The sequence below is a fragment of the Kribbella endophytica genome, assembly GCF_054781295.1.
Genome location: NZ_BAAGUR010000001.1, coordinates 3,422,751 through 3,436,949, shown reverse-complemented (window position 1 = coordinate 3,436,949; position 14,199 = coordinate 3,422,751). Strand labels below are relative to the sequence as shown.

Genomic DNA, 14,199 nt, shown 5'->3' with positions numbered 1-14,199 from the left:
GTCTTCGAGTGAGCCGTACCGACCGGGGCGGATCGGATAGGATATTGGAACCCTGAAGGCTGCACGGAGGGTTGTCAAGACTTTCTATCCCCAGTGAAGAAATTAGTTTTCGTCCAGCTGTTCCCGCAAGATGTCGGCATGTCCGGCATGGCGCCCGATCTCCTCGACCAAGTGGACCAGCACCCACCGCCGCGACGGCCTCCTTCCCGGCCGTGGCGGTCCGGGGGCGGATGCGTCCAGGTCCGTCCAGCCCGCAATCACCGCGTTCGCCCGCTCGACGACCTCGCGATAGGCAGCCAGCACGTCCTCGACACTCTCGTCGTCGGCGGCGTGGAACGTCTTCTTCCAGTCCCGGACCTGCTCCCCCAGCAGGTAGAACCGCTCGACCGCCGTCACATGCTTGACCAGCCCCAGCAGGTTGGTCCCGGACCGCACGCCGGCGGTCCGCACCTGCGGCTCGGGCACACCGACCGCCTTTCCCGCGATCGAGACCCGCAGGTTGTCGAGCACTCCCACGAGGGTGCTCTTCTCATCCGAAGCCATGGCCACCACCATCGGCGCACCCTTCCCTTCTTGCACGAAAAATTGCGGATCTGCATGCTGTGGCCATGGGCACCGTGGAGAACGACGTACTGGCAGGGGTTGGCGAGCGGTTGCGAGGGCTGCGCCGGGCGCGCGGGACGACCTTGGCCGAGCTGGCGGCGGAGACCGGGCTGACCGCGAGCACGCTCTCGCGGCTGGAGACCGGGAAGCTCCGGCCGACACTGGAGCAGCTGCTGCCGCTGGCCCGGGCGCACGGCGTACCGCTGGACGATCTCGTCGCGGCGCCGCCGACCGGCGATCCCCGGATCCATCTCCGGCCCGTACGGCGGTCCGGGCTCACGATCGTCCCGCTGACCCGCCGAGCGGGCGGCGTCCAGGCGTACAAGGTCGTCTACCCACCGGCCGGCCGCGCCTCGACGACGAAGCGGCAGACGCACGAGGGCTACGAGTGGTTCTACGTGCTCACCGGGAGCGTCCGGTTCGTGCTCGGCGAGGAGGAGTACGTGCTGGGCGAGGGCGAGGCCGCCGAGTTCGACACCCGGGTGCCGCACTGGATCGGCAGCGCCGGCAAACGGTCCGCGGAACTGCTCACGCTGTTCGGGCCTCAGGGCGAGCGGGCGCATCTGGCGCCGCGCGCCTGAGGCCGGTGCGCTTCTGCCAGTGGCGGCCGGAGCGCAGGTGGGTGACGAAAGCGCGTTGCAGCGTGGTCTTCTGGGGTACCCGGGCGAGATCCTCGGGCAGGACGGGTCCGTCCGAGGCGAAGACGCTCAGCCCGGTCCGCATCATGTCGCGGTCGTCGTCGTGCGGGTCCTCGGAGACGACCGCCGGGAGCAGCGTGAAGCGACGCTGGAAGCGCAGGATGTTCGAGTCCTCCGGCAGGTACTCGGCCAGCTGCGGATCGAGCAGCCACGACCGGCAGACGAACGACGCGATCGGCTCCTCCGGGTAGCACCGCGCGAACATCCGCGCGGCCTCGGCGATCGACTGCTCCGAGGTCTCGGGGTCGAGCGGGCCGATCGGCGGTACGTGGACCATCAGCACGTGCCCGGCGACGCCGTCGCCGAGGCCGAGGTGCGTGCGAGTGAAGGAGTGCCGGCCGATCTCGAAGTCGGCGCCACGGAAGCGCAACGGCGGCCCCCACAGCGGGATCAGCCCGACGCCCGGCCGCCCGGCGATGTGCCGGTGCGAACCCATCACGCCGCCGAGCGCGGAGACGGTCGCACGCGTGACCGCCTCCGGCACGCCACGTCGTACATGAACGTCGATGAGCCTCGGCAGGCTCGACAGCAAGGCCCACGCGCCGGCGAACATCCCGACCGGCGACGAGTCCGTCGGCACCATCGGCCAGCCGTGAAAGCCGGTGGACGGGACGGGCTGCTCGAGATCCCGCTCAAGGCTGCCCGCCATCGCGGACACGATCGCCCACCACGCGGAGTCCTGGTCCGGGTCCGGTCGCGCGGCGAGCATCTCCCGCCGATCGTCGTCCACAACCCCGCAGTACTCCATCAGGCCTTCGGGATCGTCCGGAAGCCGTACGCCGTCACAGGCCGGCAGTTGCCGCACCCACTCGCGTCCTGCGGTCGAGAACCCCACGTGCTGGGCGGCTTGGTCCAGGTCCATCGTTCGCGTCCCCTCGTCGAAGCTGTCCCTTCGACCACACCACGGGCCGCGCGGCCCGCGCACGACTTATGTGATGCAGGTCACACGCGAACGGCGTCGGCGGACTTCTCCCAGTTGTCGTGCAGGCGGTCGAGGTACGACTGCGCCTGGGCGCCGGGCTTGCGGCCTCCCGCGAACAGGCGCATGTTGCCGCGGCCCGCGTTGTAGCCGAGGGCAACCAGTTCGTCCTTGGTGAGCTTCGTCCGGAGGCGGTCCGGGAGCCCCTTCGCGAGGTCGCTCAGGTGCCAGGCGGCGGCCTCGATGGCGAGCTCGGGATGGTCGGGCAGCTCGTTCCAGGTCCGGCCGGGCATCCGGCGTCCGCGCTGGGTGTCCTCGAACGCGGCCTCGTGCATGTTGGCGATACCGAGCGCCGGATTCGAGTCGATCTTCTGCCAGGAGCGTTCGAACTCCGGGTCGTGCGGTTTGTACGACTCGTTGTAGAGGATCGCCATCAGCAGCTGCGGGTTGACCTTCGCCACCGCGGCCGATTTGCGGACCTGTACGGCGAACTGCGCGGGGTCGTAGTCCGTCCACCAGTCCTTGGAGGTCGGCGTCGGCTTCGGCGCGGGTTTGGTTGCCGACGACACCGGAGCGCTGGGCTTGGCCTCACCGTCCGACGACTCCGGCCCGCGCGCGACGCACGCCGCGACGCCCACCGCGCCGACGACGATCAACCACCAGCCCTTGTTCACCCACACCCCTCATCCCCGTGGCGTCAGGTCACCAACCCTACCGACCTGACACCACACAACTGAGGAGGTACGACGGCCGCGTGAGAGCCAGCGCCCGCCGTACGAGTCAGACCTGGGAGGCCTTCAGCATTTCCTCGCGGTCGACGACCTTAATGCGCTCACGGCCGGCAGCCTCTCCGAGGGACTGCTCGTGGGCGTCGAGGCGGGTCCAGCCCTCGGCGTCGACGACGGTGGCATCGCGACCGGCGAGATGGGCGACGATCGCGTCGGGGTCGGTGATCTCCGGCCGCGGCAGGCTCTCGAGGTCCTCCAGCAAGCAGGCGATCGTCTCGGCCGCGTCGGACTTGGTGTGACCGATCAGCCCGATCGGGCCGCGCTTGACCCAGCCGGTGACGTACAGACCGGGCAGCGGCACCTCGTCGATGTCGAGCACGCGCCCGCGCTCGTTCGTCATCACGCCGGCCTGGTGGTCGAACGGCAGCTCGGGCAGGTGCGACGACAGGTATCCGACGGCGCGGTAGACCGCCTGGACCGGCGTATCGACGTACTCGCCAGTCCCGCGAACCGTCCCGTCACCCTGCAGCTCGGTGCGCTCGGTCCGCAGCCCCTCGACGCGGTCGGTGCCGAGCACCTCGACCGGCGCGTGGCACAGGTGGATGTGGATCCGGTGGGCAGCGCCGGTCGGCTCGGCCTCCAGGTACTTGAGCAGCGTGTCGACGACGAGCCGCGTGCCCTTGCTGGAGTTGATCGCCTTCTGGCTGGCCTCGTCGATCTCGAAGCCCTCGGGGTGCACGATCACGTCCACGTTCGGCGAGTGCGACAGCTCGCGCAGCTCCATCGGCGTGAACTTGATCTGCGCCGGACCGCGCCGCGCGAACACGTGCACGTCGGTCGCCTGGTTCGCCTTCAGGCCCTGGTAGACGTTCTCGGCGATCTCGGTGGTGAGCTGCTCGTCGGCCGGCTTGGCCAGCATCCGCGCGACGTCGAGCGCGACGTTGCCCGCGCCGATCACCGCGACGTGACGCGCCTCGAGCGGCCACTCCCGCGGTACGTCGGGGTGCCCGGCGTACCAGCTGACGAAGTCGGCGGCACCGTGGCTGCCCGGCAGGTCGACGCCCGGGATCGCGAGCTCGCGGTCGGCCATCGCCCCGGTCGAGAAGATCACCGCGTCGTAGTACCGGCGCAGGTCCTCGAGCTTGAGGTCGACCCCGAACTCGACGTTGCCGAAGAAGCGGATCCGCTCCCGGCCGACGACCCGGTGCAGCGCCTTGATGATCTCCTTGATCCGCGGGTGGTCCGGCGCGACGCCGTACCGGACCAGGCCGAACGGGGCGGGCAGCCGTTCGATCAGGTCGACGTGGGCCCCCTCGTACTCCTTGGTCAGAATGTCGGCGGCGTAAATGCCGGCCGGTCCAGCACCGACAACGGCGACTCGGAGCTCTCGCACGATCTCCCCAGACAATAGGTAAGGCTAACCTAAGCAATTTTACCGGTCGCGGACCCCGATCCCAACTTTCGAGACCCACTTCACACGGGTGCCGACCAGCCCGGAAATCATCGCCGGGATCACGACCGATGCACGCCACTGCCCGCCGTACGAGACACGTCGGCGCTCGCCGTTCAGCCTTCTATACTGCGGATCCCGCAACCTTCGCCGCGGCCTCGGCATCAAGCTCAGTGACACCCGCCGAACCCTGGGGAGAGCACGATGAAGGCGAAGAAGACCCTGCTGACCACAATCCTCGCACTGGCCCTGCTGGGCGGATCAGGCGCGGTGGCCGAAGCCTCCGCTCCGGAGCCCGGTGGACGGTTGCTCTACCTCGAGTTCCCGACCACGACGGTCGATCCCGGCCTGCTGATGAGCGCGCAGCCGAACGGTCAGGGCGTCCAGGATCTCGGCAAGACCCTGACCTGGTACGCCGGCCCGGACTACTCGCCGGACGGCACGAAGATCGTGTACGCCGACGGCTGGTCGGTGAAGACCGCCGACGCCGACGGCGGCAACGAGCAGTGGTTCGTCGACGGGCCGTCCGTCCCGGCCTTCCCCCGGTGGTCGCCCGACGGGCAGTGGATCGCCTACGAGGCCGGCGGCATCTTCGCCCGGCGTACGGACGGGTCGGTCACCACTCAGCCGACGTCGGGCTTCGAGGACATCGCGATGGCCTGGGCTCCCGGCGGGAAGCGCATCGCGACCGTCACCAACACCGACCAGGTCCGCATCTACCAGATCGGCAACACCGTGCCGGTGAAGTCGTTCTCGCTCGCCGCGCCCCGCCAGGTGGACTGGAGCCCCGACGGCAAGACGCTCGCCGTCCAGGCGTCTGGCGACCTGTTCCTGATCACCGTGCGGACCGGTGCGATCAAGCGCGTCACCAACACGCCGGACCTGTACGAGAGCAGCCCGGTCTGGTCGCCGGACGGCCGCTGGATCGCGTACGGCAGCGGCGCGACCGGGTCCGACGAGTACGGCAACCCGCACACCGTGGCTCCGGTCGTTCACCTGATGACACGGACCGGCGGCGACCAGCACGCCACGTCGATCGCCGGCGTGCCGACGAGCTGGCGGCGCTAGCCTTTTCGCCTTCTACACTGTGGATCCGCGACGTGGGAGGGCACTGGGGATGAGCAACCAGCAGGAAGTCGAGCAGGCGGTCGACGCGGTCTTCGGGCCCGACGTACGGCGTACTGTCACTGTGCACTCGTCCGGCGCGGTGTCCATCGTCGTTCGGGCGGCTCGCGTCGTGGTGATCGACGGTACGGCGGCCGGTGACGAGTGGGGGTTCACGATCGACCCCGACGACGCGTCGGCCTTCGCCGGGCACGCCGAGACCGCGCCTTCGCTGGCTGAAGCTCTGCGCTCCGCCCACGACGCGGTCCGCAGCTGACGTGCCCGACGAACCGCCCACGACGCGGTCCGCAGCTGACGTGCCCGACGAACCGCGGCTGAGCCTGCCGGATCGTCTGTCTCTGCTCTACCACCGGCTGAATGCGCTGCCGCCGGCCAGGACGGCGGACGAGGCGTTCCGGCAGCTTGCCGAGACGCTCGACCAGGTCGAGGACGAGCACAGCGGGGTCGAGCGCGATCCCAACCCGGGCCTCAAGTTCGACGGCCGGATGTACCCGCCGCGCGAGGACTTCACCGAGCGCCTGCCCGACGGCGGTCTGCGGGCCACCACCAAGGGCAACCTGATCGAGATCTCACCCGGCGGCACCACCGACATCTACAGCCGGCACACCAACAACCTGGTCTACAGCCGGCCGGGGATCGACGCTCAGCCGGCGCTGGATCCCGACCTGCAGAAGGCCGCCGAGCTGAACGCGACCAACCACTCGCACCAGGGCCGCGCTTCGTCGACGACGGGAGCCACGGCCGCCCGGCAGTCGCCGCAACGCGAGGACCGCACTCCGGAGCGCTAGTAGGCCTCGGCGAGGGCTTCGAGTACGGCGGCGACGGCGGGCGGGTCCGGCGGGTCGCCGTACGTCGCCGCGTGGATCTGGCGGTGCAGACCGGTGAGTTCGGTGGTGTGGACGTCCGTACGACGGTGAGCCTGCAGCGCGAGCCCAGGCAGCAGCGCGACGCCCAGGCCCGCGGCGACAAGCGCCTGGACGACGATGATGTCGTCGCTGTGCGAACCGATCGCCGGCGTGAAACCGGTCCGTTGGCACACCGCCAGCAGCTCCGCCTCACAGCGGATGCAGCCGCCGATCCAGGCGGACTCGCGATGGTTCGCGAGGCTGTCGTCGGCCTGCTGGCTGATCAGGTGGATCGGGTCATCGCCCAGATGGACCAGGCGGAACTCGTCCCGCTCGGCCGGCGCGTTGGCGTACTGGAAGACGAGCGCGACATCGACCTCGCCGTGCCGCAGGAGTTGGAGCGACTCGACCGGGTGATGGTCGGTCAGGCTCAACTCGATACCCGGGTACGAACGGGCGAGCGCGGCGGCCGCCTTGGGCACGATCGTGCTGAGCGCGGACGCGTTGGCGGCCAAGCGGACTCGGCCTGACTGCAGCCCGACCTGCGCAGCGAGCTCACTGCTGGCCGCGTCGACGCGGCCGAGGATCTCGGCGGCTCGGTTGGCGAGGAGCTGCCCTTCAGGCGTGAGCCGGATGCCTCGGCCGACGCGCTGGATGAGCTTCACGCCGGTGGCCGCTTCGAGGCGCGAGAGGTGGTGGCTGACCGACGGCTGCGAGTAGTGCAGCTCGTTGGCCGCCTCGGTCACCGATCCGTGCCGGGCGACCGCCGCCAGGACGCTGAGCTGGGTCAGGTTGAGCATCCATCAACTTTATCAATGAATTGTCGGCGGTATTGGCATTGGACGTCATACGACTTCTGGCTGAAGCTCGTTGGTAAGAGCACACAACCCAAGGAGATCGAGATGAACGTCGAACTGTTCGCAGCGTTTCTGCTGGCCGCAGTGATCATCAACCTCACACCCGGCCCGGGGATGCTGTTCATCCTCGCCCAGGGCCTGACCGGCGGCCGCCGCGCCGGTCGCGCCGCCGCCTGCGGTACGGCGTCCGGGATGCTCGTCCACACCAGCGCCGTGGCGCTCGGCCTGGCCGCCGTACTGCGCGCGGCGCCGATCGCCATGGACATCCTCCGCTTCGCGGGCGCCGCCTACCTGCTGTGGATGGCGTTCCAGTCCCTCCGCAAGTCCGAGCTCACGTCGACGGTCGCCGGCGCGGCGGTGTCGGACCGCTTCGCGCCGGTCTACCTGCGCGGCCTCGTCAACAGCCTCACCAACCCGAAGATCCTGCTGTTCTACTTGGCTTTCCTGCCCCAGTTCGTCGACCCGAGCCTCGGTCGCCAGGCGCTGCAACTGTTCGTCCTCGGCCTGACCATGCTGCTGATCGGCCTGGCCGTCGACCTCACCGTCGGCAGCGGAGCCGTCCGCGCCGGCCGCTTCCTGCGCCAGCACCGCGCCGCCAACCAGTGGCTCCCCCGCGCGGCCGGTACGGCGTACGGCGTACTGGCCGCCGGCCTCATCGTCGGCGCCGCGTCCTGAACTGTCGGCGCAACCTCCTAGGGTCGAAGCCATGATCGACGTACGCCGAGCAACCGCCGCCGACGGCACCGCGGTAGGCGAGATCCACGCCGCCTCCTGGGCCGCCGCCTACGCACCCTTCTTCACCGAGGACTTCGCAGCTCCCCAGATCGCAAGCCGCCTGACCCGCTGGCACGAGCGCGTGATCGACCCCCAAGGCACCGTCCTGCTGGCCCTCGTCGACACCCAGCCCGCAGCCATGACCTGGCTCAACGAGTCCGAGACCCGCCCCGGCGTCGCCGAGATCCTCAGCTTCTACGCCCACCCCCGATCCTGGGGCACCGGCGCAGCCCCCGCCCTGATGACCGAAACCCTGCAAACCCTAGGAAAACAAGGCTTCTCGACAGTCCACCTCTGGACCCTGCAAGCCACCCCACAGTCCCGCCGCTTCTACGAGAAGTCAGGCTTCACCACCACCGGCAAAACCCAATCCCGAGACTTCGGCGACGGCAACCCACTGGCCCAGGTGGAGTACGAGCGCCCCTGCTAGTTGCCCAGGGCGTCGAGGTAGGCCTTGCCTCGGGGGGTTAGTTCGTAGCCGACTTCGAGGCTGTGGGTGAGGCCCAGGTTCTTGAGTTTGCGGACGTCGATCTTGAAGCCGGGGGTGTCTCGGTCGAGGGTGGGGGCGAGGTCGCCGGCTCGGGTGGCGGGTTTGGACTGGATGAGTTCCAGGGTTTGGCGGGTCCAGGCGCCGTGGCGGCTGAGTTCGTCGAGGTGGGTGAGCTTGGTGGTGAGCTCCTCCACGTCAGCCGGCGTGAGATCTGCCGCGTTGGCCAGTTCCTCGCGCGGGTCCGGGCCTTCGACGAGGTGGAAGCGGATCAGCCAGGTGGGCAGGGTTTCGTCGCCGCGGAGGCGGCGGCGGGCGTCCTTGGCGTTCATCCGGCCGGCCAGGTGCAGCATCTCGTCGTAGTCGGAGATCAGGTCGGGGTTGACCTTCTTGATGCTGTCGATCTCGATCCGGCCGGCGTTGGTGCGGTAGACGCGGCCCTCGATCACGCGCGGCTCGGCCCAGCGCCGGTACGCCGCGGTGATGCGGCCCTCGGCGACGCCTTCGGTGTCGGTTCCGGCGAAGAGCATCAGGCCTCCAGGGCTTTGGCGACGAGCGGAGCGAGGGCGCGCAGCGACTTGCCCCGGTGGCTGATCGCGTCCTTCTCCTCGACGGTCAGCTCGGCCGTCGTCCGGTCGTACCCCTCGGGGGCGAACAGCACGTCGTACCCGAACCCACCGGTCCCCCGCAGCTCGCGGATCACCGACCCGCGCATCTCGCCGCGAAGCACCTCCTCGGAACCGTCCGGCTGCACAAAAGCAACCGCCGCGACGAACGCAGCACCGCGCCGCTCGTCCGGCACGTCCTCCAACTGCCCGAGCAGCAGCACGTTGTTCGCGTGGTTGTCCTTCGCCGGCCCGGACCAGCGCGCAGACAGTACGCCGGGCATCCCGTTCAGCGCGTCGACACAGATCCCGCTGTCGTCGGCGACCGACGGCAATCCGGTCGCGGCCACCGCGGCCCGCGCCTTCAGGAGCGCGTTGCCCTCGAACGTCGGCTCGGTCTCGGCCGGTTCGTCGTACGCCGGCACGTCGGCCAGCCCGAGCACCTCGATCCCCGGCACGATCGGAGCCAGGATCCGGCGCAGCTCCTCGAGCTTCTTCGCGTTGTTCGACGCGAGCAGCACCTTGCTCATGCCAGCGCCTCCAGCTGCAGCTTCGTCAGCTCCTCGCAGCCGGCGGTCCCCAGCGAGAGCAGCGCGTCCAGCTCGGAGCGGTCGAACGGCGCGCCCTCGGCCGTGCCCTGCACCTCGATGAACTTCCCGTCGCCGGTCAGTACCAGGTTCATGTCGGTCTCCGCGCGCACGTCCTCCTCGTAGCAGAGGTCGAGCATCGGGGCGCCGTCGATGATCCCGACCGACACGGCCGACACCGAGCCGGTCAGCGGCTCACCCTTCAGCGCCTTGCGGTCGCGCAGGTACGACACCGCGTCGGCCAGCGCGACGTACGCGCCGGTGATCGCGGCGGTCCGCGTCCCGCCGTCGGCCTGCAGCACGTCGCAGTCGAGCAGGATGGTGTTCTCGCCGAGCGCCTTGTAGTCGACGACCGCGCGCAGCGAGCGCCCGATCAGCCGGGAGATCTCGTGCGTCCGGCCGCCGATCCGGCCCTTCACCGACTCGCGGTCCGACCGGGTGTTGGTCGAGCGCGGCAGCATCGCGTACTCCGCGCTGACCCAGCCCAGGCCGGAGCCCTTGCGCCAGCGCGGCACACCCTCGGTGACCGACGCAGCGCACAGCACCCGGGTCCGGCCGAACTCGACCAGCACCGATCCTTCGGCGTGGTCGAGCCATTTCCGGGTCAGGGTCACCGGGCGGAGCTGGTCAGGGGTACGTCCATCGCTACGAGCCATGCCCAAAACCTTATGCCCGGAGGCGCTGCACCCCCGCATCGGCAGGCGGACGGAACTGCCCGAGCACCATCCGTGCGGCCCACGGCGTCAGGTCCCCGGCGCGTCGCCCGAGCCAGGGAACACCTTCTCGGACCATCCACAGCGCGTCCGCCCACCGGCTCGGCGGCTCCCCGGCACAGGACAGATCAGGCGGTACGTCGATCCGTACGCCGCGCGCCGCCAGCTCGTCGGCGAAGGCCCGCGCGAGGCGCCGGTGCCCCCGTTCGCCCGGGTGCAGGCGGTCGACCGACCAGAAGTCGCGGCGGTACACCTCCGGGTAGTCGGCCATGTCGAGCCGGATCCCGCCGTACTGCAGGAACAGGTCGTCGTACACGGTGTTGACCTGCTCGATCCGGTTCCACAACGGCCGGCGCAGCCAGGTCGGCAACCCGAACACCTGCCCGTGGTCGTGGAACCGGACGGTGAGCAGCAGCGCGCCGCGCGCGGTCAGCTGGGCGGCGCACTGGTGCAGGCAGTCCCGGATCTGGCCCGCGTCGAAGGTCGAGCGCAGCGTGTCGTTGACGCCGACGATCAGCGAGGCCAGGTCGATCGGGCCCTCGCCGGTCTCCGGCAGCTGGTCAGCGGTGACCTGCGGAACGGTCGCGCCGCTGGTCGCGTAGTTGGAGAACGTCACACGGTGGGAACTGCCCAGGGAGTCGGCGAGCAGCGAGGCCCAGCCCCGCCACCCCTGTCCTGGGCGCGCTCCGGCACCGGAAAGGTCGGTCGTGCTGCCGTACAGCGGGTCCCCGACACCTACGGTCGTCGAGTCGCCGAGTGCCACGTAGTGGAGGCTCACGTTCCGTCATGGTGACGACACCGAACGGGTGCTGGGTGAGGGCCAGATGACCGGTCGGGCAACACGGCGGGAGCAAACAGGTGTTGAGGATCGCAAGTGTTCGGACATAGGCTCTTACAAACAACTACGTGCAGGAGTAGTGAACGATGACTGATCTTCGGTTCGGTGTGGTCGGACTCGGCGCGCGCAGCAGCCTGGCCCGGCACGCACACAAGCCGGGCGAGGGCGCCGAGATCGTGGCCGTCTGCGACCCGGTCGAGCAGCAGCGCGAGAACGCGCTGACGACGTACCCCGACGCGACGGCGTACGGCGACCACCGCGAACTGCTGGAGCTCAAGCTCGACGGGGTCTTCCTGACCACGCCGGACGACCTGCACGAGGACCCGGCGATCGACTTCCTCCGGGCCGGGGTCGCGGTGTTCGTGGAGAAGCCGCTGGCGATCACCACGGACGGTTGCGACCGGGTGCTGCAGGCGGCGTACGAGAGCGGGACGCGGCTGTACGTCGGCCACAACATGCGGCACATGCCGGTGATCCAGACGATGCGCGAGCTGATCCAGGCCGGCGCGATCGGTGACGTGAAGGCGATCTGGTGCCGGCACTTCGTCGGGCACGGCGGCGACTTCTACTTCAAGGACTGGCACGCCGACCGGCGCCGGACCACCAGCCTCCTGCTGCAGAAGGGGGCCCACGACATCGATGTGATGCACTGGCTGGCCGGCGGGTACACCACGCACGCGACCGCGCTCGGCGGGCTCGTCCTGTACGGCGGGATCGAAGACCGCCAGGACCGGTCGGACCAGCGGTTCAGGGAGTTCGTCTCGAACGACAACTGGCCGCCGCTGGAGCAGAAGGGCCTGGCGCCGGTGATGGACGTCGAGGACCTGTCGATGGCGAACTTCCAGCTCGACAACGGCGTGTTCCTCAGCTATCAGCAGTGCCACTTCACGCCGGACTACTGGCGCAACTACACCGTGATCGGCACGCACGGCCGGCTGGAGAACTTCGGCGACACGTCCGGCAGTGTGGTCAAGGTGTGGAACAGCGGCCGCTCGGGCTACCGCACGGATGCCGACCAGATCGTCGAGGTCGCGTCCGAGGACGAGGGCCACGGCGGCGCGGACCCCAAGCTGGTCGACGAGTTCGTCCGCTTCGTCCGCGACGGGGGCGCCACGCTCACCTCTCCGATCGCGGCGCGTGCCGCGGTCGCGGCTGGGTTTGCGGCCACGACGTCGCTGCGGTCGAACGGCACGCCGATCGACATCCCGCAGCTCGACCCGGCGCTGATCAGCTACTTCGACGGCGGTCAGAACCGCTGAGAATCCCCTGTAACAGAAGGCGAAACTCTTCCGGCCGCTCGCGCCACGGCGAGTGGCCGGCGTCTTCGACCAGGTGAAACTCCGCGTGCGGTACGGCGTCCGCGAGGTCCCGTACGGCGCTCGCTGGGCGCGGATCGCCTTCGCCGTGTACGAAGTCGACGGGCATCTCCAGCGTCGCGGCCAGTTCGATCAGGCGGTCGTCGCCGAAGGCACTGTTGTCGGCGGACAGCGCATTGTTCGCGGCGAAGTTGATCGGCCACGGCACGGCCGCGTCCTCCCGGGCCCAGGCCCACGCCCGCTTGCGGTCCGCGTGGTCGGTGAACCAGGACAGCGTGCGGAACTCCCGTTCCTCGTCGGCGTTGCGCGGGCGCTGATTTCCCAACGTTTCAAGGCGTTCTGCCTGTACGGCGGTCATCCGTCGCCGCTGCTCGGCGAGGCTTGGCGTACGCCAGTCGCCCACGCCGACGCCGCTGAGGTAGATCAGGTGCGCGACGCGATCGGGGTGGGTGACCGCGTAGTGCAAGGCGAGGGTCGCGCCGAAAAAGTGGCCGAGGACAACGATCTGCTCGTGCCCCCAGTACTCGCGCAGCTCCTCGAGGTCGGCGACCGAGCGGGCCATCGACTGCTCGTCGGACGGGTCCGAGCCTCCACAGCCGCGTTGGTCGTAGCGGTGGACGATGCGGTCGTCGATCAGGTCCGCGACGGACGACAGGTAGTCCCACAAGCCCGGCCCACCGTGCAGCAGCACAACCGGCGGCGAGGCGGCCGGCGCCCCGGCAGATCGCGGCGAGACGCCCGAGGCAGATCGCGTCGAGGCGCTTGACGACGTACCGGAGGTGTAGGTCTGCAAACGAATGCCGTCGGCAAGTTCGACGAGCATCAGATCTCGTAGACCGCGCCGGGTGTTGCCGTCAGGACCTCGCCGGGGAAGGTCCGCCGGGCGTTCTCCGTCTGTGCGACCCGGTCGTACCACGGCGGCACGTGGGTGATCACCAGCTTCTTCGCCCCGGCGCGCTTCGCCTGCTCCCCCGCGTCGGACGGCGTGAGGTGCAGATCGCCGGGGTTGTCCGGGTTGTTGTCCTGCAGCGCGGCCTCGGACAGCAGGAGGTCGGTGCCGCGGGCCAGCTCGACCAGCGCCTCGTTCGGGCCGGTGTCGCCGGTGTAGGTGATCGACTTGTTGCCGTACTCAACCCTGATCGCGTACGCCGGGACCGGGTGCACCATCGGCGCCGTACGGACCGTGAACGGCCCGATCTGCTGGGATTCCTGCCAGGTGTGGAACTCCAGCTCCTCCTCCATGCCCGGGTCGTCGGGCAGGTCGTAGGCCAGCGCCATCCGCGCGGCCGCGCCGGGCGGGCCGTAGACCGGGACCCGCGGGAACGGCGACGACGGCGAGTACTTCAGCGCGACGTACAGACCGCACAGGTCCATGCAGTGGTCGGGATGCAGGTGGGACAAGGCGATCGCGCCGATCTCGTGCGCGGCGAGGTGCCGCTGCAGCGCGCCCAGCGCGCCGCTGCCGAGGTCGAGCACCAGGTCGAACCCGCTCGCGGAGACCAGGTAGCTCGACGCAGGCGAGTCCGGCCCGGGAACGGACCCGGAGCAGCCGAGCACGGTGAGCTTCATACCTTGAACATTACCGGCGGGTTGCCGACTCTGCAGGCAACCCCGGAACGTCGCAGAACAGTTGCCTGGCGGGGATAACGCGCGG

Annotated in this window: 18 protein-coding genes; 7 read left to right on the top strand and 11 right to left on the bottom strand. The window is 69.6% G+C overall.

Features of this window, described 5'->3' with window-relative positions; genetic code table 11:
- Positions 1–102: 102 nt before the first annotated feature.
- Entirely contained in the window at positions 103–543 is a 441-nt protein-coding gene (locus ACYVIO_RS16475) for a DinB family protein (protein ID WP_460651639.1), read from the bottom strand.
- A gap of 65 nt (positions 544–608) precedes the next feature.
- On the opposite strand from ACYVIO_RS16475, the gene ACYVIO_RS16470 reads away from it, so the two are divergent.
- Positions 609–1,184 (top strand): XRE family transcriptional regulator, encoded by a 576-nt coding sequence (locus ACYVIO_RS16470; protein ID WP_460651638.1) that lies wholly within the window; start codon positions 609–611, stop codon positions 1,182–1,184.
- On the opposite strand, the gene ACYVIO_RS16465 is transcribed toward ACYVIO_RS16470, so the two are convergent.
- From ACYVIO_RS16465 to ACYVIO_RS16455, 3 genes are all read right to left on the bottom strand, one after another.
- Positions 1,132–2,163 (bottom strand): acyltransferase domain-containing protein, encoded by a 1,032-nt coding sequence (locus tag ACYVIO_RS16465; protein ID WP_460651637.1) that lies wholly within the window; start codon positions 2,161–2,163, stop codon positions 1,132–1,134. The genes ACYVIO_RS16470 and ACYVIO_RS16465 overlap by 53 nt on opposite strands.
- An 80-nt stretch (positions 2,164–2,243) precedes the next feature.
- On the bottom strand, positions 2,244–2,894 hold the full coding sequence (locus tag ACYVIO_RS16460; protein WP_460651636.1) for a transglycosylase SLT domain-containing protein: 651 nt from the start codon (positions 2,892–2,894) through the stop codon (positions 2,244–2,246).
- A gap of 106 nt (positions 2,895–3,000) precedes the next feature.
- Complete coding sequence (locus ACYVIO_RS16455; RefSeq protein ID WP_460651635.1) at positions 3,001–4,341, bottom strand: FAD-dependent oxidoreductase; 1,341 nt, start codon at positions 4,339–4,341, stop codon at positions 3,001–3,003.
- A 261-nt stretch (positions 4,342–4,602) separates the two neighbouring features.
- Here ACYVIO_RS16455 and ACYVIO_RS16450 point away from each other — a divergent pair, with 261 nt between their 5' ends.
- Genes ACYVIO_RS16450 through ACYVIO_RS16440 form a run of 3 tightly spaced genes read left to right on the top strand, consistent with a single transcriptional unit; the run spans position 4,603 to position 6,311 of the window.
- On the top strand, positions 4,603–5,466 hold the full coding sequence (locus tag ACYVIO_RS16450) for a TolB family protein (protein ID WP_460651634.1): 864 nt from the start codon (positions 4,603–4,605) through the stop codon (positions 5,464–5,466).
- A 49-nt stretch (positions 5,467–5,515) separates the two neighbouring features.
- On the top strand, positions 5,516–5,779 hold the full coding sequence (locus ACYVIO_RS16445) for a hypothetical protein (protein ID WP_460651633.1): 264 nt from the start codon (positions 5,516–5,518) through the stop codon (positions 5,777–5,779).
- Positions 5,780–5,819: 40 nt separating this feature from the next.
- The gene (locus tag ACYVIO_RS16440; RefSeq protein WP_460651632.1) at positions 5,820–6,311 is read left to right on the top strand and encodes a hypothetical protein; all 492 of its coding nucleotides are present in this window, start codon (positions 5,820–5,822) and stop codon (positions 6,309–6,311) included.
- Here ACYVIO_RS16440 and ACYVIO_RS16435 read toward each other — a convergent pair.
- The gene (locus ACYVIO_RS16435; protein WP_460651631.1) at positions 6,308–7,168 is read right to left on the bottom strand and encodes a LysR family transcriptional regulator; all 861 of its coding nucleotides are present in this window, start codon (positions 7,166–7,168) and stop codon (positions 6,308–6,310) included. The genes ACYVIO_RS16440 and ACYVIO_RS16435 overlap by 4 nt on opposite strands.
- A gap of 102 nt (positions 7,169–7,270) precedes the next feature.
- On the opposite strand from ACYVIO_RS16435, the gene ACYVIO_RS16430 reads away from it, so the two are divergent.
- Positions 7,271–7,900 carry a LysE family translocator gene (locus tag ACYVIO_RS16430; RefSeq protein ID WP_460651630.1) on the top strand — a complete coding sequence of 210 codons (630 nt, stop codon included), beginning with the start codon at positions 7,271–7,273 and terminating at the stop codon, positions 7,898–7,900.
- 31 nt (positions 7,901–7,931) lie between these two features.
- A complete protein-coding gene (locus tag ACYVIO_RS16425; RefSeq protein WP_460651629.1) occupies positions 7,932–8,429 on the top strand; it encodes a GNAT family N-acetyltransferase in 498 nt (165 codons plus the stop codon).
- Here ACYVIO_RS16425 and ACYVIO_RS16420 read toward each other — a convergent pair.
- The 4 genes from ACYVIO_RS16420 to ACYVIO_RS16405 are packed head-to-tail and all read right to left on the bottom strand — an operon-like array spanning position 8,426 to position 11,169.
- Complete coding sequence (locus tag ACYVIO_RS16420; protein WP_460651628.1) at positions 8,426–9,016, bottom strand: hypothetical protein; 591 nt, start codon at positions 9,014–9,016, stop codon at positions 8,426–8,428. The genes ACYVIO_RS16425 and ACYVIO_RS16420 overlap by 4 nt on opposite strands.
- A complete protein-coding gene (rdgB, locus tag ACYVIO_RS16415) occupies positions 9,016–9,621 on the bottom strand; it encodes an RdgB/HAM1 family non-canonical purine NTP pyrophosphatase (RefSeq protein WP_460651627.1) in 606 nt (201 codons plus the stop codon). The genes ACYVIO_RS16420 and rdgB overlap by 1 nt, the downstream gene beginning before the upstream one ends.
- The gene (gene rph, locus ACYVIO_RS16410) at positions 9,618–10,334 is read right to left on the bottom strand and encodes a ribonuclease PH (protein ID WP_460651626.1); all 717 of its coding nucleotides are present in this window, start codon (positions 10,332–10,334) and stop codon (positions 9,618–9,620) included. Before rph ends, rdgB begins: the two co-directional genes overlap by 4 nt.
- 10 nt (positions 10,335–10,344) lie before the next feature.
- Positions 10,345–11,169, bottom strand: coding sequence for an SGNH/GDSL hydrolase family protein (locus tag ACYVIO_RS16405; RefSeq protein ID WP_460651625.1), 825 nt, complete (start codon positions 11,167–11,169; stop codon positions 10,345–10,347).
- Positions 11,170–11,315: 146 nt separating this feature from the next.
- On the opposite strand from ACYVIO_RS16405, the gene ACYVIO_RS16400 reads away from it, so the two are divergent.
- Positions 11,316–12,488: a Gfo/Idh/MocA family protein gene (locus ACYVIO_RS16400; protein ID WP_460651624.1), complete on the top strand. Its 1,173-nt coding sequence runs from the start codon at positions 11,316–11,318 to the stop codon at positions 12,486–12,488.
- Here the strand turns inward: ACYVIO_RS16400 and ACYVIO_RS16395 are convergent.
- Positions 12,457–13,368 carry an alpha/beta fold hydrolase gene (locus ACYVIO_RS16395; protein ID WP_460651623.1) on the bottom strand — a complete coding sequence of 304 codons (912 nt, stop codon included), beginning with the start codon at positions 13,366–13,368 and terminating at the stop codon, positions 12,457–12,459. The genes ACYVIO_RS16400 and ACYVIO_RS16395 overlap by 32 nt on opposite strands.
- Entirely contained in the window at positions 13,368–14,114 is a 747-nt protein-coding gene (locus ACYVIO_RS16390) for an MBL fold metallo-hydrolase (protein ID WP_460651622.1), read from the bottom strand. The genes ACYVIO_RS16395 and ACYVIO_RS16390 overlap by 1 nt, the downstream gene beginning before the upstream one ends.
- Positions 14,115–14,199: the final 85 nt, after the last annotated feature.

What these genes read in the sequence shown, in the direction of transcription:
- ACYVIO_RS16470 (WP_460651638.1), top strand. Translation starts at nt 609, where the DNA reads ATGGGCACCGTGGAGAACGACGTACTGGCAGGGGTTGGCGAGCGGTTG.
- ACYVIO_RS16465 (WP_460651637.1), bottom strand. Translation starts at nt 2,163, where the DNA reads ATGGACCTGGACCAAGCCGCCCAGCACGTGGGGTTCTCGACCGCAGGA.
- rph (WP_460651626.1), bottom strand. Translation starts at nt 10,334, where the DNA reads ATGGCTCGTAGCGATGGACGTACCCCTGACCAGCTCCGCCCGGTGACC.
- ACYVIO_RS16425 (WP_460651629.1), top strand. Translation starts at nt 7,932, where the DNA reads ATGATCGACGTACGCCGAGCAACCGCCGCCGACGGCACCGCGGTAGGC.
- ACYVIO_RS16450 (WP_460651634.1), top strand. Translation starts at nt 4,603, where the DNA reads ATGAAGGCGAAGAAGACCCTGCTGACCACAATCCTCGCACTGGCCCTG.
- ACYVIO_RS16420 (WP_460651628.1), bottom strand. Translation starts at nt 9,016, where the DNA reads ATGCTCTTCGCCGGAACCGACACCGAAGGCGTCGCCGAGGGCCGCATC.
- ACYVIO_RS16475 (WP_460651639.1), bottom strand. Translation starts at nt 543, where the DNA reads ATGGCTTCGGATGAGAAGAGCACCCTCGTGGGAGTGCTCGACAACCTG.
- rdgB (WP_460651627.1), bottom strand. Translation starts at nt 9,621, where the DNA reads ATGAGCAAGGTGCTGCTCGCGTCGAACAACGCGAAGAAGCTCGAGGAG.
- ACYVIO_RS16445 (WP_460651633.1), top strand. Translation starts at nt 5,516, where the DNA reads ATGAGCAACCAGCAGGAAGTCGAGCAGGCGGTCGACGCGGTCTTCGGG.
- ACYVIO_RS16435 (WP_460651631.1), bottom strand. Translation starts at nt 7,168, where the DNA reads ATGCTCAACCTGACCCAGCTCAGCGTCCTGGCGGCGGTCGCCCGGCAC.
- ACYVIO_RS16395 (WP_460651623.1), bottom strand. Translation starts at nt 13,368, where the DNA reads ATGCTCGTCGAACTTGCCGACGGCATTCGTTTGCAGACCTACACCTCC.
- ACYVIO_RS16430 (WP_460651630.1), top strand. Translation starts at nt 7,271, where the DNA reads ATGAACGTCGAACTGTTCGCAGCGTTTCTGCTGGCCGCAGTGATCATC.
- ACYVIO_RS16400 (WP_460651624.1), top strand. Translation starts at nt 11,316, where the DNA reads ATGACTGATCTTCGGTTCGGTGTGGTCGGACTCGGCGCGCGCAGCAGC.
- ACYVIO_RS16390 (WP_460651622.1), bottom strand. Translation starts at nt 14,114, where the DNA reads ATGAAGCTCACCGTGCTCGGCTGCTCCGGGTCCGTTCCCGGGCCGGAC.